Origin of the sequence: Mycobacterium sp. (genome assembly GCF_035633495.1) — a bacterium.
Lineage (GTDB): Bacteria > Actinomycetota > Actinomycetes > Mycobacteriales > Mycobacteriaceae > Mycobacterium.
This window is the reverse complement of sequence record NZ_DASQEU010000066.1, coordinates 1-23,842: the sequence shown is the minus strand read 5'-3', so window position 1 is coordinate 23,842 and position 23,842 is coordinate 1. Positions and strand designations below refer to the sequence as shown.

Sequence of the window (23,842 nt, the reverse complement as noted above, 5' to 3'; positions counted from 1 at the left end):
CGGACATCCGCCAGCCGGGCCCACAACGTCTCGCGCTCACCGGCGGTAAGCGTCCGACCCGCCGCCATCCGCGCCGCACCCACTTCGAGGATCTCGCGCAGCCGCAGTGCGTCGTCGATGTCGGCGCGGCTGAATCTGATTCCGTCGGCACTAGGCGCCGGCAGATCCTCGGCCAGGAAGGTGCCGCCGTACCGGCCGCGGCGAGACACCAGGTAGCCGGCCTCGGACAACGACCTGATGGCCTCGCGGACGGTGTCGCGGCTGACACCGAGCCGAGTCGCCAGTTCGCGCTCCGGGGGCAGCGATTCGCCGGGCTCCAGCACGCCGAGCCGGATGGTCTCGAGCAGCCTGCCGACGGTGTCCTCGAAGGCGTTGCCGAGCCGCACCGGACGCAGCAGGGCCTCGCTGGCGGGCTGCGGATTCGGTGCAGGGGTGGTCATGACGTCAGAGCGGCGTCACGTAGGCGGAGCTGATGCCACCGTCGACCAGGAACGTCGAGCCGGTGATGAACGACGAGTCGTCGCTGGCCAGGAACGCCACCGCGGCGGCGAGCTCCTCCGGCTCGGCGAACCGACCGAGCGGAATGTGCACCAGCCGACGCGCGGCCCGCTCCGGATCCTTCGCGAAGAGCTCCTGCAGCAGTGGGGTGTTCACCGGCCCCGGGCAGAGCGCATTGACGCGAATGCCCTGGCGCGCGAACTGCACGCCCAGTTCGCGGGACATCGCCAGCACCCCGCCCTTGGATGCGGTGTAGGAGATCTGCGAGGTGGCCGACCCCATCACCGCCACGAACGACGCGGTGTTGATGATCGAACCCCGCTGCTGGGAAACCATGTGTCGCAGAGCCGCCTTGCTGCACAGGTAAACCGACTTCAGGTTGATGTCCTGAACCCGTTCCCACGCATCGAGTTCGGTGTTCTCGATGAGGTCGTCCTCCGGCGGTGAGATGCCCGCGTTGTTGAAGGCGATGTCCACCGATCCGTATTTCTCGGCCGCGGTGTCGAACAGCGCGTCGACGGCGACCTGGTCCGAGACGTCGACCTGAACGAAGGTGCCATTCAGGTCCTCGGCCACGGTCTTGCCCGTAGCCGGGTCGATGTCGCCGATGACGATCGTCGCGCCCTCGGCCCGCATCCGCTTGGCCGTCGCGAGCCCTATACCGCTGGCGCCACCGGTGATGACCGCGACCTTGCCAGCGAGCCGTTGGGTCAGATCCATCTAGTTTTCCTCCGTAATCGCAAAGAAGACGTTCTTCGTCTCGGTGAAGTGCAACGGTGCGTCCGGACCGAGCTCGCGGCCCAGCCCCGATTGCTTGAAGCCTCCGAACGGCGTGCTGTAGCGGACCGACGAGTGCGAGTTCACGGACAGGTTGCCGGATTCCACGCCTCGCGACACCCGCAGCGCCCGCGACAGGTTGTCGGTCCAGATCGACCCGGACAGACCGTACGGGCTGTCGTTGGCGAGCTCGATCGCGTCGGCCTCGTCCTCGAACGGCAACACCGTGACGACGGGACCGAAGATCTCCTCGGTGACCGTGCGATCGGTGCGCTGCGGGGTGAGCACCGTTGGCGGGAACCAGTATCCGGGTCCCGTCGGCGCCGAGCCGCGGAAGGCGACGGGGGCGTCGTCGGGCACGTAGGACGCCACGGTGTCGAAGTGCGGGCGGGACACCAGCGGACCCATCTCGCTGTCGCGAGAGGCCGGATCGCCGACGACCACGCCCTTGACCGCGGGCTCGAGTAGCTCCATGAACTTGTCGTAGACGTTGCGCTGGACCAGGATTCGGCTCCGCGAACAGCAGTCCTGACCGGCGTTGTCGAACACGCCGTACGGTGCGGTGGCGGCAGCCTTCTCCAGGTCGCAGTCGTCGAAGACGATGTTTGCACTCTTGCCGCCGAGTTCCAGCGTCACCCGCTTGACCTGCCGAGCGGCGCCCGCCATCACCTTCACGCCCACCTCGGTGGAACCCGTGAAGACGATCTTGCGGACGTCGGGGTGACTGATGAACCGCTCCCCCACCACCGAGCCCTTGCCGGGCAGCACCTGGAACAGTCCGTCGGGTAGGCCCGCCTCGCGTCCGAGTTCGGCCAGCCGCATCGTGGTCAACGGGGTGATCTCGGCGGGCTTGACCAGAACGGCGTTGCCCGCGGCGAGCGCGGGCACGAAGCCCCACGACGCGATGGTCATCGGGAAGTTCCACGGCGCGATCACGGCGACGACACCGAGTGGCTCGTTGAACGTGACGTCGAGCCCACCGGCGACCGGAATCTGCTTGCCGGACAGCCGCTCCGGGCTCGCAGAGTAGAACTGCAGCACGTCGCGGACGTGTCCGGCCTCCCACTCGGCGTTGCCGATCACGTGCCCGGAGTTGGCCACCTCCAATGCCGCCAGCTCGTCGACGTGGGCGTCGACCTGCGCGGCGAACGATCGCAACGCGGCGGCCCGGTCGGCGGGCGCCAGCTTGGCCCACTTCTTCTGCGCGGCCGTCGCCCGCGCGACCGCGTCGTCGACGGCGGGGACGTCGAGCAATTCGACGGTGCGCAATACCTCCTCGGTCGCCGGGTTGATCAGTGTCGACGTGCTCACGCGGTGTCCCTTTCCCGATTCGATGGCTTCTTGTTCGACGTGTACGACGCGGCGGCCTCGACGACTCCGGCGAAGAGACGCAGGTCGTCGAGGCGCTCCTCGGGATGCCACTGGACCGCCAGAACGAAGGTATTGCCCGGTATCTCGACGGCCTCGATCACCCCGTCCGGATCCCACGCACTGGCCATCAGCCCCGTGCCGAGCTCGGAAATGGCCTGGTGGTGGTAGCACTGGGCGTCGGTGGACTGGCCGATCAGCTTGGCGAGCCGGGTGCCGGGCACCGTCCGGATCGACGAGGTGCTGAACACGGCGTTGCCCAGTTGATGTTGGTCGTGGCCGACGACGTCGGGGAGGTGCTGGTGCAGTGTGCCCCCGAGTGCGACGTTGAGGACCTGCGCACCTCGGCAGATGCCCAGCAGGGGCAACCCGCGCGCCAATGCCCCACGCACCAAGGCCAATTCCCAGGCGTCGCGATCACGCGCCGGCTCGTCCGTGGTCGGGTGTGGCGCTTGACCGTAGGTGGCGGGATCGACGTCGCGACCGCCGGTGACCACCAGACCGTCCAGACCGTCGAGCACACGCGCGACGATGGCGTCGTCCACCGACTGCGGCGGAAGCAGCACGACGATGCCGCCTGCCGAGGTGACGCCCTCGCCGTACACGGCGGGCAGGAAACTTGCCCGCACGTCCCACACCCCGGTCTGAGCCTGCTGCAGGTACGTGGTCAGCCCGACGACGGGCCTAGAGGCGCTCGAAACCACGTCGCCTCTCCCAGTCGGTGACCGTCGAGTTGAACGCCTTCAACTCGACGCGGGCGTTGTTGAGATAGTGCTCGACGACCTCGTCGCCGAACGCCTCGCGCGCCACCGTCGATTCGGCGAACAACTGGGCGGCCTCGGCCAGCGTGGTCGGAAGGCGTTCTGCGCCACTGGTGTACGCGTTGCCCGAGCACGCGTCGGGCAACTCGAGCTGTTGGTCGATGCCGTGCAGACCGCCCGCGATCAACGCGGAGACGGCGAGGTACTGGTTGACGTCGCCACCCGGCGCCCGGCACTCCATGCGCATACCGTGCCCTTGGCCGACCACGCGCAACGAGCAGGTGCGGTTGTCCATGCCCCATGCGACGGCGGTCGGCGCGAAGCTGCCGTCGACGAATCGCTTGTAGGAGTTGATGTTCGGCGCGTAGAACAGCGTGAACTCACGCAAGGTGGCCAGCTGGCCCGCGACGAAGCTGCGGAACATCGGCGACATGCCGAGCGGATCGTCGTCGTCGGCGAACACGGGGGTGCCGTCGTCGCCTCGGAACGAGAGGTGGATGTGACAGCTGTTTCCCTCGCGCTCGTCGAACTTCGCCATGAACGTGAGGCTCTTGCCATGCTGGTCGGCGATTTCCTTGGCGCCGTTCTTGTAGATCGTGTGGTTGTCGCAGGTGACCAGCGCGTCGTCGTACCGGAATCCGATCTCCTGCTGGCCAAGGTTGCACTCGCCCTTGACGCCCTCGCAGTACAGGCCCGCGCCCTCCATCCCGACCCGGATGTCGAGCAGCAGCGGTTCCATCCTGGTGGACGCCACCATCGCGTAATCGATGTTGTAGTCGGTGGCGGCGGTCAGCCCGTTGTAGCCCTTCGACCACGCGTCGCGATAGGAATCGTCGAAGACCATGAACTCCAGCTCGGTCGCCGCGACGGCCACCATGCCGCGTTGCGCCAGCCGGTCGAGCTGAGCGCGCAGGATGCCCCGCGGCGCGGGACCCACGGGCTTGCCGTCATGCCAGCCGAGGTCGGCCATCACCAGCGCGGTGCCGGGCAGCCACGGAATCGTGCGCAGCGTGGAGAAGTCCGGCGTCATCACCATGTCCCCGTAGCCGGCCTCCCAGCTCGACATGGCGTATCCGTCGACGGTGTTCATGTCGACGTCGACGGCCAGCAGGTAGTTGCAGCACTCGGCTCCGTGCGCGCTCACGTCGTCGACGAACAACCGAGCCGAGATCCGTTTGCCGGTCAGCCTGCCCTGCATGTCGGTGAAGGCGACGATGACGGTGTCGATCTCGCCGTCAGCCACCAACTTCTCCAACTCGGGCAGCTGCAACATCCCCGATCGAGCGCTTCCCTTGGTCACGTTCCCTGCCTCTCAAAGCGGACGATCTTGCCCTGAAGTCAACCATTGGATACGCGTCACTGGGCATTCCCTTCACAGATTTACACAACCGTCACTGCCAAAGGTAGGACACAAGACCATTGCCAATCTATTGTCCCTATTCAGTGCGTGCTCTGGTGTGAGCGCCGCCCCGAGAAGGAGAACGCCGTGCCAGAGGGTCAAGATCTGTCGGAGCTAAGTGACGACGAAAAGCACCTTGCAAGACTTGGGTACACCCAGGAGCTGAACCGCTCCTGGTCCGGCTTCAGCAACTTCGCCATCTCGTTCTCGATCATCTCGATCCTGGCGGGCTGTTTCACCTCGTTCGGCCTCGGATGGAACAACGGTGGTCCGGCCGCCATCGCCTGGGGTTGGCCGATCGTCGCGGTCTTCATCCTGGTCATCGGGCTGTGCCTATCCGAGCTGGTGTCCGCGTACCCCACCTCGGGCGGAATCTACTGGTGGGCCAGCAAACTCGGTGGAGCTAAAGCGGGTTACTACACCGGTTGGCTGAACCTGATCGGGCTGATCGCCATCGTGGCCTCCGTCTCCTACGGGTGCGCGACCTTCCTGGACCTCACGCTGGGCACTTTCAGCGAGACCTGGCTCGAGGGCTATAGCCTGACCAGGGTCTTCATCATCTTCGTGGTGATTCTGGCCCTAGCCGCCTTGGTCAACATCTTCTCCAGCCACTTGCTGGCCGTGATCAACAACATCTCGGTGTGGTGGCACGTGATCGGCGCCGCCGCCGTCATCCTGATTCTGTTCCTGGTGCCCGAGCAGCATGCCAGCTTCTCCGACGTGTTCACCAAGACCATCAACAACACCGGCCTGTTCGGCGGCGCGACGTCGGGATGGGGTTTCCTGTTCCTCGTTCTGCCGATTACGGCGATCCTCACGCAGTACACGATCACCGGTTACGACGCCTCCGCGCACCTGTCCGAGGAGACCAAGAGCGCGGCCAACGCGGCCGCCAAGGGCATCTGGCAGTCGATCTTCTATTCGGCCATCGGCGGGTGGATCCTGTTGCTGGCGTTCCTTTTTGCCGTTCAGGACTCAGACGCCGTGTCCGCCGGGGGTGGCGCGGTCGCGGTGATCTTCGCCCAGGCGATGAGCTCCGGCTGGGTCGGTACCGTGCTGCTCATCTCAACGGCGGGTCAGTTCTTCTGCGCGATGGCCTGCATGACCAGTTCGTCACGCATGCTGTTCGCGTTTAGTCGCGACAGAGCGGTGCCAGGCCACCAATTGTGGTCGACTCTGAACTCGAACAGGGTGCCGGCAAACGGCGTCATACTCTCCGCAGTCATCGCCATGCTCATCACGTTGCCCGCACTCGTCGCGGTCGATATCAACGGGGCACCGGTTCCGGTCGCCTTCTTCGCGGTCGTGTCCATCGGTGTCGTCGGGTTGTATCTGGCCTTCCTCGTGCCGATCTACTACCGCTGGAGGGCCGGTGATTCGTTCAAGGTGGGCAGCTGGAATCTGCGCGGGCACTACAAGTGGATGGCCCCGGTGGCAATGGTCGAGATCGTCGTCACGTCGGTGATCGCGTTGTTCCCGTATTCGCCTGGTGGTATGCCTTGGGACCCGAGCTTCGAGTGGAAGTTCGTCAACTACACGCCGTTGCTCGTCGGCGGTGTGCTCATCCTGCTGTTCATTTACTGGCACGTCTCGGTGAAGAAGTGGTTCACCGGTCCGATCAAGCAGGTCGAGGTCGCCGACCTCACCTGACGCCGATCGGCGAGAAGGGCGCTATCCGAACAGTTCTCGCACATCGGAAGCGGTGATGGCCGACCCGAAGACGTCACCCTCGTCGACGACGGCCGTGAACAGTTCACGCTTGCGCGTCTGCAGGGCGACCACCTTCTCTTCGATGGTCCCTTCCGAGACCAGCCGATAGACGGTGACCGGACGCGTCTGACCGATGCGATGTGTCCGGTCGATGGCCTGCGCCTCGGCTGCGGGGTTCCACCACGGGTCGCAGACGAAGCAGTAGTCGGCTTCGGTGAGGTTGAGCCCGAAGCCACCGGCCTTGAGACTGATCAGGAACACCGGATTGGTGCCTGCCTTGAAATCACGAATCGCGATGTCACGCTGGCGGGAACTCGAGGAACCGTCCAGGTAGCTGTAGCTCAACCCGATGGCATCGAGATGAGCCCGCAGGATGTCGAGGAAGCCGGTGAACTGACTGAAGACCAATGCGCTGTGGCCCTCGGCCACCAAGCCGGGCAACTGCTCGATCAGGAAGTCGACCTTCGCGGCGCCGACGTCGATCTTCGTTCCGTCGACCAACCCGGCATGAAGGCTGAGCTGTCGCAGCAGCGTCAACGACCGGAAGATCTGGAACCGGTTCTTCTCCCATTCACCGAGGAGCCCCAGAACCTTCTGACGCTCGCGGGCCATGCGCGTGTCGTAGATCTTCCGATGTCTGGGACCGAGGTCGAGGGTGAGCACCTGTTCCTGCTTCGGCGGCAGCTCACCGGCGACCTGGCTCTTGGTCCGGCGCAGCATCACCGGCCTGATCCGGCGGCGCAGCACGGGCAGCCGTTCCCTGTCGGTTCCGGACTCGATCGGCTTGCGGAAGTGGTCGGTGAACGCCTTGGGTGACGGGAACAGACCCGGTGCGGTGATCGACAGCAACGACCACAGCTCCATCAGGTTGTTCTCCATCGGCGTGCCGGTGATGGCCAACTTGAACCGGGCGTCGAGTCGACGCACGCACTGGTGTGTCTTGCTGGTGTGGTTCTTGACGAACTGGGCTTCGTCCAGAATGACTCCCGCCCAGTCGATCCCGGCATACGCCTCGAAGTCGATGCGTAGCAGCGCGTAGGACGTGACCACGATGTCGGCGGCCGCCACCTGCTCCGCCAGCGAGGTGCCCGACCGGCCCTCGGTGCTGGTGACGGCTAGCGCAGTCAGCCCGGGCGTGAACTTGCGGCATTCCGCGACCCAGTTGGTGACCACGCTGGTCGGTGCGATGACCAGGAACCGCCGGGCGCCCTGTTCGACGACGCGGGCGATCAGGGCCAGGGTCTGCACCGTCTTGCCCAGCCCCATGTCGTCGGCGAGCACACCACCGAGTTCGTTGTCCCACAGGAACGACAGCCAGTTCAGCCCATCGCGCTGGTAGTCACGCAGGGTGGCATCGAGCCCGTCGGGCACGTCGACGGGAACGGGTGGACGCGCCGTCGCGAGCCTCGCGAGACTCTCCCGCCAGCTGGCCATCTGTTCGTCGACGACACCGAGGGCGAGCAGTTCCTCCCACAGGGTGACGTTGCGCGATCCCGCATTCACCTTGTCGCCCTCGATCTCACCGAGCGCGCGAGCCTCGTCGAGCAGGTCCCGCAGACGGAGGAGTTCCGGTGTGTCCAGGCGGAAGTAGACTCCGTTGGGCAGCAGCATGTGCGTTGCACCCGAGGTCAATTCGGCGATGACTGCGGCAATCGGCACGTGCTGCCCGTCAATCTGCAGCGCGATGCTCAGGTCGAACCAGTCGTTGCGCACCGGCTCCCCGTCGCCGCTGGCGAACTCGAGCCGTGGAACACTGTTGGCGGCACGGAAGTCGGGCGCGCCCTGGTCCAATTCGATCGTGAAGGCGTCGCGGCAGTCCAGTTGCGGCAGGAGCTCGCCGATGAGCACCGCAGCCTCGGCCAGGGTGAGGTCGACACCCGCGCGGAGGGTCGCCAGCGACGCCACCGTGGCTGCGCCTGCCGCATCGTGGGATTCGCCGATCGCCGTCAGCTCGTTGATCAGCGTGGCGTCCACTTGCCGCTTCATCATCTGCAGGAGATGTCGACCCGCTTGTCGTTTCCACGTGCGCGAGGCGGCCGCGACGACTCTCAGCGCGGAGGTGATGGCTTCCCACGCAAGGACTTCGGCGTCCGCATCGCGGTAGGCCGTCCCATCCGCCAATGAATCGTGGTCGAAGTCGTGATGCTTGTCGTTGACCTGGTAGCGAATGCTCCAGTGCGTGCGGACGCCGTCGGCACCGAGCGTCACCGTCAGTACCGGTGTGGGACCACTGATGATCGGTGGAGTGAACAGTCCATCCTCGATCTCCACCGGTGTGACGCCGACCAACCGCGGAAGGACGTCCAGCGAGAACTCCGCAACCGTCTCAGCGGGAATGTGCAGGAGTTCGTTGCGAGCGAGGAGATCGAGCGTCGTACGCCCGGGCACGGGGTCGAACCGGCCCAGCCGCAGCACGCCATCGACGATCACGTAGATCCCGTGTGGCGCCGGTGATCCGATGAGGCCCACGCCGGTGCCACTGCAACGCTCGCCATCCACGATCAGCGCCACCGACATCGTGGCACCGCCCGCATCGTCGGAGGTGAAGTCGAGCCGCACCTGCACGCTCTTGATGAAGTCGACGGCATGCAGACCACTGCCGCCGTCGGCGACGACGGTGACACCGGACTCGATTGCATCGTCCAACCGCGGCCAAAAGGCCGGTGGCACATAGCCGATCGACATCACGTCACTGATGGGCGCTATTCCGGACCTCTGCACGTCGGCGACGAGGGCGCGCAGCGCATCGTATTGACGGCGATCGAACTCGGTGGCGTTGGCATGGTAAGCGAGACGTTGCCAGTTCAGGCCGGTCTTGATCCACGTTCCGCGCTTGCCGAGGGTGACCGGACGCAGCGCGATCTCGGTGCCCGGCCGGTACCGGTTGGGCGGCGCGACGGAGAATTGCAGGCCGATCGGCGAGGCGTGTTCGCCACTGCGGGGAGTCAGTTCGCTCAACATCTTGGTGAGAACGGCGCGCCAACGGTCGGCGGGCGGTTGGGCGCCGTCCGATGAGGCGGTCAGTACCAGCGCGACGGCGTGTTTGCAGTAGACCCCCACCGGGCACGAGCAGCTGGCCAATGCGAGCCGGAGATCGTCGCCGAAGCGTTGGAAGCCGGCGGTGACCCGGTACAGATGGCCCCCTGAACCCGAACAGCTACCCGTGAGCTCGAGCCCGTCGTCGCTCCAGGCGGTGTCGCGGACGCGTCCCAGATTGGCGTATCGCGTGCCGCGTGCGACGGTCGCCGAGTCGAACTCGGCGAGCAGTTCTCCGACGTCGAGGTCGAAGCCGTGGGGCGACACCATGAGCGAAGGATAGGGAAGCACGCCGACAACGTCAGTGGCTCGGGTGGCGTGTCACCACACCGGACGGCAGTGCACGTCGCAGGCGCCACTGCGGCCACTTTGACACCAGAACCGGATCGCCCGGCGTCACCTGCCGACCGTCAGCCCGCGCAGGCGACCGCGACCTCGAGAGCCTTGCAGATCTCGCGCATGCGGGTGTCTGCCAGCCGACCAACGCGTTCCACGAGAGTCGCGACGGACACGCTTTCGACCGAGTCCATACTCACCGCCGAGCGGCGGGGAATCGGGTCCCCGTCGGGCTCCAGGACGACTTCGCTGGCCAGGCCGCGAATCGTCGTCGTGCACGGCGCGACGAGTGCTCGCCTCAGTCGAGGGATCGCCGCGTCCCGGGACAAGACGACGACGGGACGGCGCCCGACCTCAACCAACTCGCACCACCACACCTCGCCGCGAGCAGGAAGTGCACTCACGACGCGCCTGCAGCACGCCGCCATGACGACAAATCGCCCCATAGGTCGGGCTCATCGGGAGGCTGCTCGTCGTAGGCGGCATAGCTCGCATCCAACTCGGCGGACCTGTTGTTCGCGAGCAGGGCCGCGAGTGCCTCATCGATGAGCGCGGCGTCGGTTACCCCCGACCGCAGACTGCGCGCGCTACCCAGCAATGCCGCATCAACCGTAGTGCTCAGCCGTATGCGATTCATGCCACTACTATGCCACGCGCTGGTTTCACCAGGTGCTGGTGCGCAGAACGATCTCGGCGGCCAATTGCGCGGTGGACTCCTGGACGTTGCGCCGGCCGAGCAACTCGACGATGCGGTAGTCGCCGTACACGTAGCGCTGACTGGCCTTGGCCGCGTTCCGCGCCGCTGGCGTGCTGACGAGCACGGTGGTGTTCACCTCGACGGGCGGGCAGTGCTCATCGCGGATGACGCCCGCCTGATCGGGCACGCGCGGGTGCCCGCGGTCGACCACGACCAAACCGATGAACCGGTCCAGCCGGGTGGCGGCCAACTCCCAGGCCAACTCCCCCCCGACGCGGTCGCCCACCAGAAGCGCCCAGCGCACCCCGACGGAGTCGAGGATCCCGATGACGGACTTCGGGCGCAAACGCGGGTCGGGGGCGATGACGACGGTCCGCAACGATGCGGTGTGCAACCGCTGACAGACCGCGTCATACGCAGATGGCCCTTGGTGCGCGGCTCCGAGCAGCACCACGACCGACCCCTTCTCGGGGCCAGACACGTCGACGGTGGCCGGGAATCCGTCGACGGTCGGCACGGTCGAAGGCATTGCGCCACGCTACAGGGATCGATCGTGATCAGTGCCGGTTTTCACGCGCTTGCAATACAACCCTCAGCGTTGCTTCAGCCGCTCGGCCTGCTTTGCGGTGATGTCCAGAAACGTTTGCGGCAGCGAGCCTTTGACGGAGATCGACGGGACGGCGGTGGGAAACGCGATCGCGAACATTCCCGCGTCCCCGACGTTCTCGAACGCGAAGAACACGCTGCTCTCGGTCCCTTGCAACTGCATTGTCTGCTGGTACACCAGCGAGTCCGGACGCGCTGCCTTCAACTTCGTGGTGGTGATCGGGATCGGCTCGGACTCGTCGTCGAAGTACGTCAGATACAGCTCGCAGCGCGACGCGGTGGCAGCCAACTGGTCCAGATCCAAGGCAGACGTCAAAACGGTCATGACGATCCGCGCGCCGTCGTAGGCGACGATGTACTTCGCTGCACTCCCGGGTCCGCGCTCGGCCGACGTGGCGATCACCCGCGTCAGACCATCCGAACAGCCGTCGGGCTCGGACGCCATGGCAGGCGGCGCACCTTCGCCGTCGGGTTGTCCGGGCTGCTCGGTGATGCGGCCGAACTGGACACCCGGCGGAAAGTCGGCCTCGGTCAGCAGGCTGTCGTTCAGTCGCGCGCCCGGCCAGGTGGGCGTGCCCTTGACGGCACAGCCGGACAGGGCGATGGTCACGCTCGCCACGACGACGAGCACCTTCGACGTCGCTGACATGACTGAAGGCTACTCACGGACCACTGATCATCGAGGTGATGACGGGCCGCCACGGGGCGCCATGCGCGAGGAGGTCCAACACCGCCGCGACGTCGAGGTGGGCCGCCAAGAGGTCGGCCATCACGTCGAGCTGGGCATCGCGGCGAGCGGTCACGTCGACGTCGTCGGCGACGACGAAACCGTGCCTTCCCGCCGCCGACGCGGCGTCGGTGAGCCACCGGCGCCGCACGTCGTCGTTGTCGAGGAGCCCATGCCAGTGCGTCCCATACACCGCGCCGCGCCGAAGGCCGACGTCCAACCAGGGGTCATCGGAGGTTCGCGCCACCTGACCGTGGTGAATCTCGTACCCGCGCAAGGGCCCATCCCAGTGGCGCAGCGTCTTGGCGGGTTCGAAGACGATGTCGGCGTCAAGCAGTCCCAGGCCCTCGACGCGACGTTGGCCCGACTCGACGGGATCGTCGATGGTCCGGCACAGCATCTGGAACCCGCCGCAGATGCCGAGCACGGCACGTCCGGACGCCGCGTGCGCGCTCACGCCGGCGGCGAGTCCACGTTCCCGCAGCCAGGAAAGATCGGACACCGTCGCCTTGCTGCCCGGCAGAACGACGACGTCGGCGTCGGCGAGGTCGGCGGCGTCGGTCACCCATCGGACCAGCACGCCCGGTTCGCATGCCAGAGCCTCCACGTCGGTGGAGTTGGAGATGCGCGGCAGGCGGACGGCGGCCACGCGCAGCGAGTCGACGCCCCGCGCGTGCCCCGGGATTCCCACGATCCGGTGCGCTTGGACCGACAGCGAGTCCTCCGCGTCGAGCCACAGCCCGTCGTCGTAGGGGATCACGCCATACGTCGGCCGCCCGGTGAGCCGTTCGAGCTGATCGAGGCCAGGCGCGAGCAGGGCCGGATCGCCGCGGAACTTGTTGACCACGAATCCCGCAATGAGGCGCTGGTCGTCGGGTTCGAGGACGGCCACGGTCCCGAAGAGGTGTGCCAGTAAACCGCCGCGGTCGATGTCCCCGATCAGGATCACGGGTAGTTCTGCGGCACGCGCCAGACCCATGTTTGCCAGATCGGTTGCCCGCAGATTGATCTCGGCAGGCGAGCCCGCTCCTTCACAGATGACGGCGTCGAATTCGCCTCTCAGCGAGCCGAGTTCCGCGTTGACCACCTCGGCGAGCATGGCGCGGTGGTGGAAGTAGTCACCCGCTGCGACCGTGCCCGAGACCTGGCCCCTGACCACCAGTTGGGAGGTCCGGTCACTGCCCGGTTTCAGCAGGACCGGGTTGAACCGCACGCTTGGCTGCAGACCCGCCGCCCGGGCCTGCATCGCCTGGGCGCGTCCGATCTCCCCGCCTTCAGTCGTGACGGCCGAGTTGTTGGACATGTTCTGCGCCTTGAACGGCGCCACGCGAACGCCCTTGCGCGCCAACAGCCGACAAAGACCGGCGACCATCATCGACTTGCCTGCGTCGGAGGTGGTCCCCGCGACCAGCAGCGCGCCGCTCACGTTCTCCCCGCGAGCAGACGCAAATGGTCCCGTTTACCCGGCGTGTCAGGCACCTTTGCGTCTGGTCGCGCAAGGACGTCCATGCCGGGCCGGGTCACTCCGCAAGCGTCAGGATCTCGGCGCCGTCGTCGGTGACCACTAGGGTGTGTTCGAACTGCGCGGTCCACTTCTTGTCGGTGGTGGCGACCGTCCAGCCGTCGTCCCAGATCTCGTAGTCCAGCGCACCGAGGTTGATCATCGGCTCGATCGTGAACGTCATGCCAGGCTCCAGCACGGTGTCGATTGCGGGCTGGTCGTAGTGCAGGACCACCAGACCGTTGTGGAACGTCGTGCCGATGCCGTGGCCGGTGAAGTCACGGACGACGTTGTAGCCGAACCGATTCGCGTAGGCCTCGATGACGCGGCCGACAACCGACAGTTGACGGCCGGGCTTGCAGGCCTTGATGGCGCGCATCGTCGCCTCGTGGGTCCGCTCGACGAGCAGACGGTGCTCCTCGGAGACGTCACCCGCCAGGAAGGTGGCGTTGGTGTCGCCGTGCACGCCGTCGAGGTAGGCGGTCACGTCGATGTTGACGATGTCGCCGTCCTGCACGACGGTCGAGTCGGGGATGCCGTGACAGATGACCTCGTTCAGCGACGTGCAGCAGGACTTGGGATAGCCCTTGTAACCCAGAGTCGACGGGTAGGCGCCGTGGTCGACCATGTAGTCGTGGGCGATCCGGTCCAGCTCGTCGGTGGTGACACCTGGCGCGACCGCCTTGCCCGCTTCGGCGAGCGCATTGGCCGCGATGCGTCCGGCGACGCGCATCCTCTCGATGACCTCGGGCGTCTGCACCCAGGGTTCGGAGCCCTCCCGAACGGACGACTTCCACGCGTATTCGGGGCGCGGGATCGACTTGGGCACCGGCAGCGTCGGGGACAGCTCGCCGGGTCGAAGGGCGGTGCGAACGGGCATCCTGCCAGCGTAACCGCTGTCGAACGGTGATCGAAGACGGCGCTGCCCGCACCCCTGACGAGCCACGAACTCATTGCGGTAATGGTGTTACCGTACGGCGGTGATCGAAGAGCAACACCTGCTGCGCCAATTGGGCATGCGGGACATCGAAGAGTCCGCCGAGCGCATGGTAATCGAGATGGACAACCGGCCGAACCTGGTCAACATCCGGGGTGCGCTTCAGGGCGGGCTGGTAGCCACCCTGATCGACATCCCAGCGTGGCGGTTGGCGGGCAACGCCGTCGGCCCGGATCAGGACGTCACCACCGCAGACATGAACGTGCACTTCCTGGCGCCGATCGTCCAGGGCCCCGCGCGGGCCGAGGCCACCATCGTGCGGGCGGGTCGTCGGATGATCGTCAGGTCCGTCGACGTCACCGACGTCGGCCGCGACCGCCTCGCCAGCCGCGCAACGCTGAGCTTCGCAGTGCTGGATCGTCGCTAGCCGCGGCCGAACAACGACTTGCGCGGCCCGCGGATGTCGATCGAACCGCACACGCTGCGTCCGGTGAGGATGACGTGCGGCGAGCCCTCCGCGGGAGCATCCTTGCGGTGGTCGCGAGCACTGCCGACGACCACCTCGACGTCGTCGATGGACGCACTCGCGCCATCGGGAAGCCGGATGTCCACCGATCCGAATTTCACGTCCAGTTCGATCACCACGATCGGCCCGGCGAACCGCGCCCGGGTGAGGTCGAGATCGATCGATCCGATGCGCCGCACCAAGGACAGTCGGGTGGGCACGATCCACTCGCCCTGACGCTTGAGCGAGCCCAGCACGCCACGGAGTTCCACCCGGTCGGTCGCCGTCGTGACGATCGCACCCGGACCGGGCAGATCCTCGACGAGCGCGGCGAGTTCTGAGTGCAGGCGGGCCTGCGACACCGCAGCCGAGCGTTCCTCGAACTCGTCGATGTCGATGAGCCCGAGCGCCACCGCGTTGTGCAGTCGGCGCAACGTGCCGTTGCGGTCGGCATCCGAAATGCGGAGCACGAGGGCTTCTCCGCCCGTGTCAGAGCCGTTACCCGAGTTGATGCTGGTCATTGCTGCCCGTCCCTTCGCCAGGACCAGGCTACTCAGGCCAGGTAGTCCGGGGGCAGTCCGTCGAGCATGTCCTTGCACATCCGCACGGCGTACTCGGAGCTGCCGCCGCCGACGATCAGGGCCGCGAAGGCGAGGTCGCCGCGGTAACCGGCGAACCAGGCGTGTGAGCCGCCCTCGAACTCGGCCTCACCCGTCTTGCCGCGGACGTCACCGCTGCCGTTGAGGTCCTTCGCCGTGCCGTTGGTCACGACCAGCTGCATCATCGGTCGCAACCCGTCGACCATCTTCGGCGTGATGGTCGGGGTGTCACCCGACACCTCGGTGTGCCTGCCCTCGATCAATTGCGGCACCGGTGTCTTCCCGGCGGCGACGGTCGCGGCGGCCAGCGCCATGCCGAATGGGCTGACCAGGACCCGGCCCTGGCCGAAGCCGTCCTCCGTGCGCTCGGTCAGGTTCACGGTCGGGGGAACGGATCCGGTCACCGTCGTGATGCCGTCGACGACGTAGTCGGTCCCGATGCCGTACTGCGCGGCGGCAGTCGTGAGACCCCGCGGCGGCATCCGACTCGCCAACTCGGCGAAGGTCGTGTTGCACGAGTTCGCGAACGCACGCGACATGGGCACCGTGCCGAGGTCGAATCCGCCGTAGTTGGGGATGGTCCGCTGCCCGATGTCGATGTGACCGGGACAGCCGAGAAGCGTGTTGGGCGTGGCCATGTCGCGATCAATTGCCGCACCCGCGGTGACGATCTTGAACGTCGAGCCCGGTGGGTAGAGACCCGTGGTGGCGGCGGGCCCGTCCGCATCGGCGGCGGCGTTCTGAGCGACGGCCAGGATCTCGCCGGTGGACGGCTTGATCGCCACGATCATGGCCTTCCTGCCGACCATGTCGACCGCATCCTGCGCGGCGTCCTGGACGGCGCGATCGAGGCTGATGGTCACCGAAGGCGCAGGCGCACCAGGGGTTTCGTCGAGCACGTCGACGTCGGCACCGTTCTGGTTGACGCTGACCACCCGCCAGCCCGCCTGACCGTCGAGCTCGTCCACGACCGACTTCTTGACCTGGTTGATGATGTCGGGCGCGAAGCCGTCGTCAGTGGGCAGCAACTCGGCGTGCGGGGTGATGACGACGCCGGGCAGGCTGCCGATCGCGGGCGCCACCGCGTCGCGGTCGGCCTGACGCAGCGTGATGAGGTCGAGCGGCTTCGCCAACGAACTGGCCGTCTCGGCGAGCCGCTGGGCATCCAGGGTCGGGTCGAAGCGCCGCAGGGTGTCGGCGACGGCGGTGGCCGTGGGCATGAGGTCGCCGCCGGCGGCCTTCGCATCTAGCGCGTAGTTGTACAGGAAGCCGGGCCGCAGCACGTCGCTGCCGCCGCGTTCGTTCACCGACGCCCGCGGCGGGACCTCCGCACGCAGCGCGAACGTCTGGTTCTCGCCGAGGTTGGGGTGCAATCCCGTTGCGCTCCAACGGACTTCCCAGCGCCCCTCCTCGCGGACCATGTTGAGCTGACCGTCATAGGTCCAGGTGCGGTTCTTGGGCAGGTGCCAGGTGTAGCGGTAGGCGATGCTGCCGGTGTCCTCGGCATACTTGGAGCCGAGGATCTGCGCGTCGAGCGTGGTGGCCTGCAGGCCCGCCCATGCCTCGTTGAGGGCCGCTCTCGCGACGGCGGGCCGGTCGCTCAGGTCGGCGGCGGTGCCGGTGTCTCCCTTGGCGAGCGCGGTGAAGAACGCCGTTGCCACCGGTTCGGGACCATTCGGCTTGGGGGTGCACGCACTGAGCCCGCCGACGGTCGCAACCACGGCGAGGACCGTCAGAAGTCCAGTGACTCGTGATGCGGATGAGGTTTTTGATGCCATTGGGACTGATGTTAGGAGCGTGGGCACCGCAACGTGCGGAGGCGCACCGAGATCGGATCCGGCGGGTAGGAGCGTGGCGACCGGGGAATGTGCCGTGATCAGTCGAGGAGCACGGTCGCGAAGGTGCCCACCTCGGTGAACCCGATCCGTGCGTAGGTCGCACGCGCGACGGTGTTGTAGCCATTCACGTAAAGACTTGCGGTGCGCCCACTGCGGACCACCGCACGGGCGAGAGCGGCAGTGCCTGCGACGCCCAGTCCCCTACCCCGCCAGTCGGGATGCACCCAGACGCCCTGGATCTGGCCGACCGCCGGCGACTGCGACCCGACCTCCGCCTTGAACACCACCTGACCGTGTTCGAAACGCGCCCAGGCACGGCCCGCGGTGATCAGGCCCGCGACCCGACGCCGGTAGCAGCGGCCGCCGTCCCCCATTCGAGGATCGACGCCCACCTCCCCGATGAACATGTCGACGGCCGCCACCAGGTAGGCGTCTAGTTCCTCGATGCGCACTGGGCGCACGTCCGGATCGATCGGACACTGCGGCGGACTGGCGAGCGCCATCAACGGCTGATGATCCCGCACGTCGCGTGCGGGGCCCCAGGCCTTCTCGAGGCGCTGCCACATGGGCATGACCAGTTCGGCGCGGCCGACCAACGATGAACACCGCCGAACGGTGCTCATCGCCTTGTCCGCAAACGCCGTCAGGTCACCGACCTCACCGCGCAACGGGATCAGGTTCGCGCCGGCGAAGCACAGCGAGTCACTCGGGCGACGCCGAGTCCACATCTCGCCGCCGATCGCCGTTGGGTCGACACCGTGATCGGCCACTCGCGACGCGACCATGCAGGAACCGACCGGATCCTCGTCGAGGACTCGACGCACCATCGCCGCATCGCGCACCACCATGACGCGTCGCTCGTCGGCGAGACGAAACAGCGGAGGAGCGGACATCGGCGTTCTTTCTACAACCACGCGGCGGTGACCCCGCTCACAGGGTCGCGCTCAGCTTACGGTCACAACCGGCGCACCGCTGGCATCATTCAAGCCACGCTCGGATTCCATTTGGCTGGCGATCTTCATCGCTTCTTCGATGAGCGTCTCGACGATCATCTGCTCCGGCACCGTCTTGATCACTTCGCCGCGCACGAAGATCTGTCCCTTGCCGTTGCCCGAGGCGACGCCGAGGTCGGCTTCGCGGGCCTCACCTGGGCCGTTCACGACGCAACCCATGACCGCGACGCGCAACGGGACGTCAAGCCCTTCGAGTCCCGCGGAGACCTCGTTGGCCAGCGTGTAGACGTCGACCTGCGCCCGCCCGCAGGATGGGCACGACACGATCTCGAGCCCTCGGGGGCGCAGGTTGAGCGACTCCAGGATCTGGTTGCCGACCTTGATCTCTTCCACCGGCGGCGCCGACAGTGAGACCCGGATCGTGTCCCCGATGCCCTTGGACAGCAACGCGCCGAAGGCGACCGCGGACTTGATGGTGCCCTGGAACGCCGGACCGGCTTCGGTGACGCCGAGGTGCAGCGGGTAGTCGCACTGGGCAGCGAGCTGCTCGTAGGCGGCGACCATGATCACCGGGTCGTTGTGCTTGACGCTGATCTTGATGTCGCCGAAGCCGTGCTCCTCGAACAGCGAGGCTTCCCACAGGGCCGACTCGACCAACGCCTCCGGGGTGGCCTTGCCGTACTTCTGCATCATCCGTGCGTCGAGAGATCCGGCGTTGACACCGATGCGGATCGGGATGCCCGCGTCGCCTGCCGCCTTCGCGACCTCCTCGACGCGGCCGTCGAACTCCTTGATGTTTCCGGGGTTGACACGCACGGCCGCACATCCCGCGTCGATGGCGGCAAAGATGTACCTCGGCTGGAAGTGGATGTCGGCGATCACCGGGATCTGACTCTTCTTGGCGATCACGGCCAGCGCGTCAGCGTCCTCCTGACGGGGGCAGGCGACCCGCACGATGTCGCAGCCCGACGCGGTCAGCTCGGCGATCTGCTGCAGCGTCGCGTCGATGTCGTGAGTCTTGGTGGTGCACATCGACTGCACGGCGATCGGGTAATCGCTCCCGACCCCGACGTCGCCAACCATGAGCTGGCGCGTCTTGCGGCGCGGAGCCAGCGTCGGTGGGGGCGGAGCCGGCAAACCCAAACCGACGGTCATGATGTCTTCTTTCCTAGTTCTTACTGGAGATCTATTGGAACAACCTGATCGGATTGACCAGGTCAGCGGTAACGGTCAACAGCATGTAGCCACCCACCACGACGAGTACGACGTAGGTGGCGGGCATCAGCTTGAGGTAGTTCACGGGCTCCGCGGCGTCGACGCGGCGGACCGAACGAATCATATTGCGGATCTTCTCGTACACGGCAATCGCGATGTGGCCACCGTCGAAGGGAAGCAACGGAAGCAGGTTGATCGCGCCGAGCACAAAGTTCAGCTGAGCCAGGAAGAACCAGAACGCCACCCACAGGCCTGCGTCGACGGTGTCGCCACCGATGATGCTGGCGCCGACGACGCTGATGGGCGTCTCCGGGTCTCGTTCACCACCGCCGATGGAGCTCCACAACGCGCCGATCTTGGTGGGGATCTTCGCCAGCGACTTGCCGAGTTCGACCATCAGATCGCCGGTGAAGGCGAAGGTCGCGGGCACCGCCGAGAGCGGGTTGTACTCGGTGGGCCCGAACTGGGCGCCGGCGATCCCGACGGCGCCGACCTCGCTGGGGGTTCCATTGCCGTCCTTGGTCCACCGCTGAGTCTTGGTGACGTCGACGGTGGTGGTGAACTCGGTAGTGCTGCCGTTCTCGGTGCGCTGCACGACGAACGGCGTCGGCGCATTCAGCTTGCGAACGGCGGCGACCATCTCGTCGAAGTTCTTCACGTCGGTGTTGCCGACCTTGACGACCGTGTCGCCCGCCTGGATGCCTGCCAGCGCGGCGGGCCCGGGGCCATTGCAGTCACCGAGCTTGCCCTTGGTGACTTCCGATGAAACACAGGAGGTCTCGCCGACGATGGCGGTGGTCGGCGGATGAATGTTGGGCAGCCCCCACACCACCGCGATGCCGTAGAGGAGCACCAGACCGATGATGAAGTTCATGCCGGGGCCCGCGAAGAGGACCGCGACGCGCTTCCAGACCTTCTGGCGATACATGGCATATCGCTGGTCCTCGGGTGCGAGTTCCTCCACCGAGGTCATGCCCGCGATGTCACAGAAGCCGCCAAGCGGGACGGCCTTGACGCCGTACTCGGTGTAACCGAGCCTGTTGCGGCGCATGGTCGACCACAGCGTGGGCCCGAACCCGACGAAGTAGCGGCGCACCTTCATCCCGGTGGCGCGCGCGATCCACATGTGCCCGCATTCATGCAGGGCCACCGACACCAGAATCGCCAGTGCGAACAGCACAATGCCCAGTACGAACATCATCTGGTTGGTACGACCTCCCGTGTGACTGCTCGCCGCGCCAGATCTCTGGCCCAGTCCTGCGCGTCGAGTACGTCATCCACGGTAGCCGGTTCTCCCGACCACTGGTCGGCACCGCGCAAGACCTCGGCAACGATTCGGACGATCGCAGGGAAACGGATCCGCCCGTCGAGGAACGCCTCGGCCGCCTCCTCGTTGGCGGCGTTGTACACCGCGGTCAGACAGCCACCCCGGCTTCCCGCCTCACGAGCCAGCGCCACGGCCGGGAAGACCTCGTCGTCCAAGGGCTCGAAGTCCCAGGTCGAGGCCGTCGTGAAGTCGCACGGCAGCGCTGCGCCGGGCACCCGCGCCGGCCAACCGAGCGCCAGCGCGATCGGGAGCCTCATGTCGGGCGGGCTGGCCTGGGCGATCGTGGACCCGTCGAAGAAGGTCACCATCGAGTGCACGATCGACTGCGGGTGGACGACCACGTCTATCCGGTCGTAGGGAATGCCGAAGAGGAGGTGGGTCTCGATCAGCTCGAGGCCCTTGTTGACCAGCGACGCCGAGTTCAGCGTGTTCATGGGGCCCATCGACCATGTGGGATGAGCGCCCGCCTGCTCGGGGGTGACGTCCTCCAGGTCGGCGGCCGCCCACCCGCGGAACGGGCCTCCCGATGCGGTCAGCACCAGCTTGGCGACCTCAGCGGCGGTGCCGCCCCGCAGACACTGGGCCAGCGCGGAGTGCTCGGAGTCGACCGGAACGATCTGGCCGGGCTGGGCAGCCTTGAGCACCAGCGGCCCACCCGCCACCAGAGACTCCTTGTTGGCCAGCGCCAGCCGCGCCCCGGTAGCCAGCGCGGCCAGGGTCGGCTTCAACCCCAGCGCGCCTACCAGGGCATTCAGCACGACGTCGGCCTCGGTGTTCTCCACCAGGTGGGTCGCGGCGTCGGGTCCGATGTAGGTGACGTCGCCCACCCGCTGGGCGGCGGCGTCATCGGCGACGGCGATGTTGGACACCGACGTCTCGGCACGCTGCCGGGCCAACAGCTCGGGGTTTGCGCCCCCGGCAGCCAGCCCGACGACCTCGAACCGGTCCGGGTTGGCGGCGATGACCTCAAGCGCCTGGGCACCGATGGAACCGGTGCTGCCCAGGATCAGCACCCGGAGGCGATCTGCACGGCTCACCGCCCTATTGTGCCGCGTCCGGACGGGCGCTGGCCGGTGCCGGTCGGCCGATTGAAAATGTGACGCGTTTGTGACGTGTGGCCGCGATTACCGGTCCGGGCGGGTGAACACGCCGAATTTTGATTGCAGCGCCGATCAACACGCGGTCGGGTCCCGCTTGCAGACAAAGGAGTCACGAACCATGGCTGTTTACCGTTCCGCACTCACCGCCGCCGGTCTGGCAGCCGCGGCCGTCCTGACGCTGTCGGCGTGTTCGTCGTCGAGCGACACCGCGACCACGACGACCTCGGCCGAGGCGACCTCGGCCGAGGCGACCTCGGCCGCCACGACCGCCGCCACCACGCCGAGTGCCGCACCCGCCGCCGGCCCGGTCGGCCCCGGTTGCGCCGGATACGTTGAAACGGTCCCCAGCGGGCCCGGTTCGGTCGCCGGGATGGCCGCGGGCAACGTGACGGCGGCGACCGCCAACAACCCCCTGCTGACCACGCTCAATTCGGCGCTGTCCGGCAAGCTCAACCCTGACGTCAACCTGGTCGACACCCTCAACGGCGGCGAGTTCACCGTGTTCGCCCCGACCGATGAGGCGTTCGCCAAGATCGATCCCGCCACCATCGAGAAGCTGAAGACCGACTCGGCTCTGCTGACGTCGATCCTGACCTACCACGTGGTTCCCGGCCAGGCCACTCCCGCGCAGGCCGTCGGCGAGCACAAGACCGTGCAGGGCGCAATGCTGACCGTGACCGGCTCCGGTGACAACCTGAAGGTGAACGACGCCGGCGTGGTGTGCGGCGGGGTGGCGACCACCAACGCCCAGGTGTACCTGATCGACACCGTCCTGATGCCGCCCGCGCAGTAACCAAGCCCTCCCCCACGAGCAGACGCGGAATCTAATGCGATTCCGCGTCTGCTCGCCGAAACCCGATGTCAAACAGCAACGAAGGGAATCACCAATGATGAAGATGCACAAGAAGGCAGGCTCCATCGCCGGTCTCACCGCGGCCGCGGTCCTCGGCCTGTCGGTGGCGGTATCGCCCACCGCCGCAGCGGATGACAACACCCTGGTCGGCGCAGGCTGCGCGGGCTATGCCGCACAGGTGCCGTCCGGGCCCGGTTCGGTCGCCGGCATGGCGGCGGGCAACGTGACGGCGGCGACCGCCAACAACCCCTTGCTGACCACGCTCAACGCGGCGTTGTCCGGCAAGCTCAACCCGAACGTCAACCTGGTCGACACGCTCAACGGCGGCGAGTTCACCGTGTTCGCCCCGACCGATGATGCGTTCAAGAAGATCGCCCCGGCGACGATCGAGACGCTGAAGACCGACTCGGCTCTGCTGACGTCGATCCTGACCTACCACGTGGTTCCCGGCCAGGCCACTCCCGCGCAGGTCATCGGCGAGCACAAGACCGTGCAGGGCGCAACGCTGACCGTGACCGGCTCCGGTGACAACCTGAAGGTGAACGACGCCGGCGTGGTGTGCGGCGGGGTGGCGACAACCAACGCCCAGGTGTACCTGATCGACACCGTGCTGATGCCGCCGCCTGCGCATCCGGCAATGTAACCAAGAGAATCGCTCGTCCCCAGGGCGGTCCGGCTTCGTGCCGGGCCGCCCTGTCACGTTCCGGTGACCTTGCGCTGCAGGCGTTCTCGTCCACCTACGACTGACGAGCCGACGGGTCGGCAGTGGCCTCGATCTTCACCACCATGTCGTCGCGGATCGTCAGCACGACCACCGCGAACAGCCGACCGCGATCGAACGCCAGCAGCACCGGCTCGCCGGGTGGCCCGGACACCACCGTTGCCCGCGCGCCGAGGTGCGCATCAGGTTGACGGCGACGTCGTCCGGCCCGTGATTGACCCGAGGCGGTGGCGAGGGGTGTGCGAGTGCCGTGCCCACTCCCCACACGCTGAGATCCAGCAGCGACGTCAGCGCTCCTAGATCACCGTTGGCGCAGGCCGTGATGAACGCCTCGGTGACGCGACGATGATCGGCTCCGGCGACCTCGATGCGGCCGGG

General features: G+C 66.8%; 21 protein-coding genes and 2 pseudogenes. 4 read left to right on the top strand and 19 right to left on the bottom strand.

The features are described 5' to 3' along the window. The 5 genes from VET27_RS11260 to VET27_RS11240 form a co-directional block, all read right to left on the bottom strand. The coding region (locus VET27_RS11260) for a FadR/GntR family transcriptional regulator (RefSeq protein ID WP_526518016.1) at positions 1–440 on the bottom strand (440 nt) is incomplete at its 3' end. A 4-nt stretch (positions 441–444) separates the two neighbouring features. Beyond that, positions 445–1,218 (bottom strand): 3-oxoacyl-ACP reductase, encoded by a 774-nt coding sequence (locus VET27_RS11255; protein ID WP_526518014.1) that lies wholly within the window; start codon positions 1,216–1,218, stop codon positions 445–447. Then, positions 1,219–2,586 carry an aldehyde dehydrogenase family protein gene (locus VET27_RS11250; RefSeq protein ID WP_526518012.1) on the bottom strand — a complete coding sequence of 456 codons (1,368 nt, stop codon included), beginning with the start codon at positions 2,584–2,586 and terminating at the stop codon, positions 1,219–1,221. Continuing rightward, positions 2,583–3,347 (bottom strand): gamma-glutamyl-gamma-aminobutyrate hydrolase family protein, encoded by a 765-nt coding sequence (locus VET27_RS11245; RefSeq protein WP_526518006.1) that lies wholly within the window; start codon positions 3,345–3,347, stop codon positions 2,583–2,585. The genes VET27_RS11250 and VET27_RS11245 overlap by 4 nt, the downstream gene beginning before the upstream one ends. After that, complete coding sequence (locus tag VET27_RS11240) at positions 3,328–4,677, bottom strand: glutamine synthetase family protein (RefSeq protein ID WP_526518021.1); 1,350 nt, start codon at positions 4,675–4,677, stop codon at positions 3,328–3,330. The genes VET27_RS11245 and VET27_RS11240 overlap by 20 nt, the downstream gene beginning before the upstream one ends. Positions 4,678–4,890: 213 nt before the next feature. Between VET27_RS11240 and VET27_RS11235 the strand changes: the two genes are divergently transcribed. After that, on the top strand, positions 4,891–6,453 hold the full coding sequence (locus VET27_RS11235; protein WP_526518004.1) for an amino acid permease: 1,563 nt from the start codon (positions 4,891–4,893) through the stop codon (positions 6,451–6,453). 21 nt (positions 6,454–6,474) lie between these two features. Here the strand turns inward: VET27_RS11235 and VET27_RS11230 are convergent, their stop codons facing one another. The 7 genes and pseudogenes from VET27_RS11230 to map form a co-directional block, all read right to left on the bottom strand. Continuing rightward, on the bottom strand, positions 6,475–9,819 hold the full coding sequence (locus VET27_RS11230) for a DEAD/DEAH box helicase (RefSeq protein WP_526518002.1): 3,345 nt from the start codon (positions 9,817–9,819) through the stop codon (positions 6,475–6,477). A gap of 140 nt (positions 9,820–9,959) precedes the next feature. Next, entirely contained in the window at positions 9,960–10,289 is a 330-nt protein-coding gene (locus tag VET27_RS11225) for a type II toxin-antitoxin system PemK/MazF family toxin (RefSeq protein WP_526518000.1), read from the bottom strand. Next, positions 10,286–10,540: pseudogene (locus tag VET27_RS11220) on the bottom strand (type II toxin-antitoxin system antitoxin MazE5); the annotation flags it as partial. The gene VET27_RS11225 and the pseudogene VET27_RS11220, both read right to left, overlap by 4 nt. 7 nt (positions 10,541–10,547) lie before the next feature. Further along, positions 10,548–11,111 (bottom strand): alpha/beta fold hydrolase, encoded by a 564-nt coding sequence (locus VET27_RS11215; protein ID WP_526517997.1) that lies wholly within the window; start codon positions 11,109–11,111, stop codon positions 10,548–10,550. Positions 11,112–11,174: 63 nt separating this feature from the next. Continuing rightward, positions 11,175–11,837 carry a hypothetical protein gene (locus tag VET27_RS11210; RefSeq protein WP_526517995.1) on the bottom strand — a complete coding sequence of 221 codons (663 nt, stop codon included), beginning with the start codon at positions 11,835–11,837 and terminating at the stop codon, positions 11,175–11,177. A gap of 13 nt (positions 11,838–11,850) precedes the next feature. After that, positions 11,851–13,341: a cobyric acid synthase gene (locus VET27_RS11205; protein ID WP_526517993.1), complete on the bottom strand. Its 1,491-nt coding sequence runs from the start codon at positions 13,339–13,341 to the stop codon at positions 11,851–11,853. Between the two features lie 94 nt (positions 13,342–13,435). Beyond that, positions 13,436–14,296 (bottom strand): type I methionyl aminopeptidase, encoded by an 861-nt coding sequence (gene map, locus VET27_RS11200; protein ID WP_526517991.1) that lies wholly within the window; start codon positions 14,294–14,296, stop codon positions 13,436–13,438. Positions 14,297–14,396: 100 nt separating this feature from the next. On the opposite strand from map, the gene VET27_RS11195 reads away from it, so the two are divergent. After that, positions 14,397–14,780, top strand: a complete 384-nt coding sequence (locus VET27_RS11195) for a PaaI family thioesterase (protein WP_526517988.1) — start codon at positions 14,397–14,399, stop codon at positions 14,778–14,780. Here VET27_RS11195 and VET27_RS11190 read toward each other — a convergent pair. The 6 genes from VET27_RS11190 to dxr form a co-directional block, all read right to left on the bottom strand. Continuing rightward, positions 14,777–15,379 carry a DUF1707 domain-containing protein gene (locus VET27_RS11190; RefSeq protein WP_526517986.1) on the bottom strand — a complete coding sequence of 201 codons (603 nt, stop codon included), beginning with the start codon at positions 15,377–15,379 and terminating at the stop codon, positions 14,777–14,779. The two genes, VET27_RS11195 and VET27_RS11190, sit on opposite strands and share 4 nt — an antisense overlap. 32 nt (positions 15,380–15,411) lie before the next feature. Further along, the gene (locus VET27_RS11185) at positions 15,412–17,235 is read right to left on the bottom strand and encodes a penicillin-binding transpeptidase domain-containing protein (RefSeq protein WP_526517984.1); all 1,824 of its coding nucleotides are present in this window, start codon (positions 17,233–17,235) and stop codon (positions 15,412–15,414) included. A 98-nt stretch (positions 17,236–17,333) separates the two neighbouring features. Beyond that, positions 17,334–18,188 carry a GNAT family N-acetyltransferase gene (locus VET27_RS11180; protein WP_526517981.1) on the bottom strand — a complete coding sequence of 285 codons (855 nt, stop codon included), beginning with the start codon at positions 18,186–18,188 and terminating at the stop codon, positions 17,334–17,336. A gap of 51 nt (positions 18,189–18,239) precedes the next feature. Next, positions 18,240–19,403 (bottom strand): flavodoxin-dependent (E)-4-hydroxy-3-methylbut-2-enyl-diphosphate synthase, encoded by a 1,164-nt coding sequence (gene ispG / locus VET27_RS11175; RefSeq protein ID WP_526517979.1) that lies wholly within the window; start codon positions 19,401–19,403, stop codon positions 18,240–18,242. Between the two features lie 31 nt (positions 19,404–19,434). Continuing rightward, positions 19,435–20,664: a M50 family metallopeptidase gene (locus VET27_RS11170; RefSeq protein ID WP_526517977.1), complete on the bottom strand. Its 1,230-nt coding sequence runs from the start codon at positions 20,662–20,664 to the stop codon at positions 19,435–19,437. Continuing rightward, positions 20,661–21,827 carry a 1-deoxy-D-xylulose-5-phosphate reductoisomerase gene (dxr, locus tag VET27_RS11165; protein ID WP_526517975.1) on the bottom strand — a complete coding sequence of 389 codons (1,167 nt, stop codon included), beginning with the start codon at positions 21,825–21,827 and terminating at the stop codon, positions 20,661–20,663. Before dxr ends, VET27_RS11170 begins: the two co-directional genes overlap by 4 nt. Positions 21,828–22,008: 181 nt before the next feature. On the opposite strand from dxr, the gene VET27_RS11160 reads away from it, so the two are divergent. Continuing rightward, entirely contained in the window at positions 22,009–22,683 is a 675-nt protein-coding gene (locus tag VET27_RS11160) for a fasciclin domain-containing protein (protein ID WP_526517973.1), read from the top strand. Positions 22,684–22,780: 97 nt separating this feature from the next. After that, positions 22,781–23,386, top strand: a complete 606-nt coding sequence (locus VET27_RS11155; protein WP_526518019.1) for a fasciclin domain-containing protein — start codon at positions 22,781–22,783, stop codon at positions 23,384–23,386. Between the two features lie 94 nt (positions 23,387–23,480). Here VET27_RS11155 and VET27_RS11150 read toward each other — a convergent pair. Continuing rightward, positions 23,481–23,842 (bottom strand): annotated as a pseudogene (locus tag VET27_RS11150) (RNA polymerase sigma factor SigI); the annotation flags it as partial.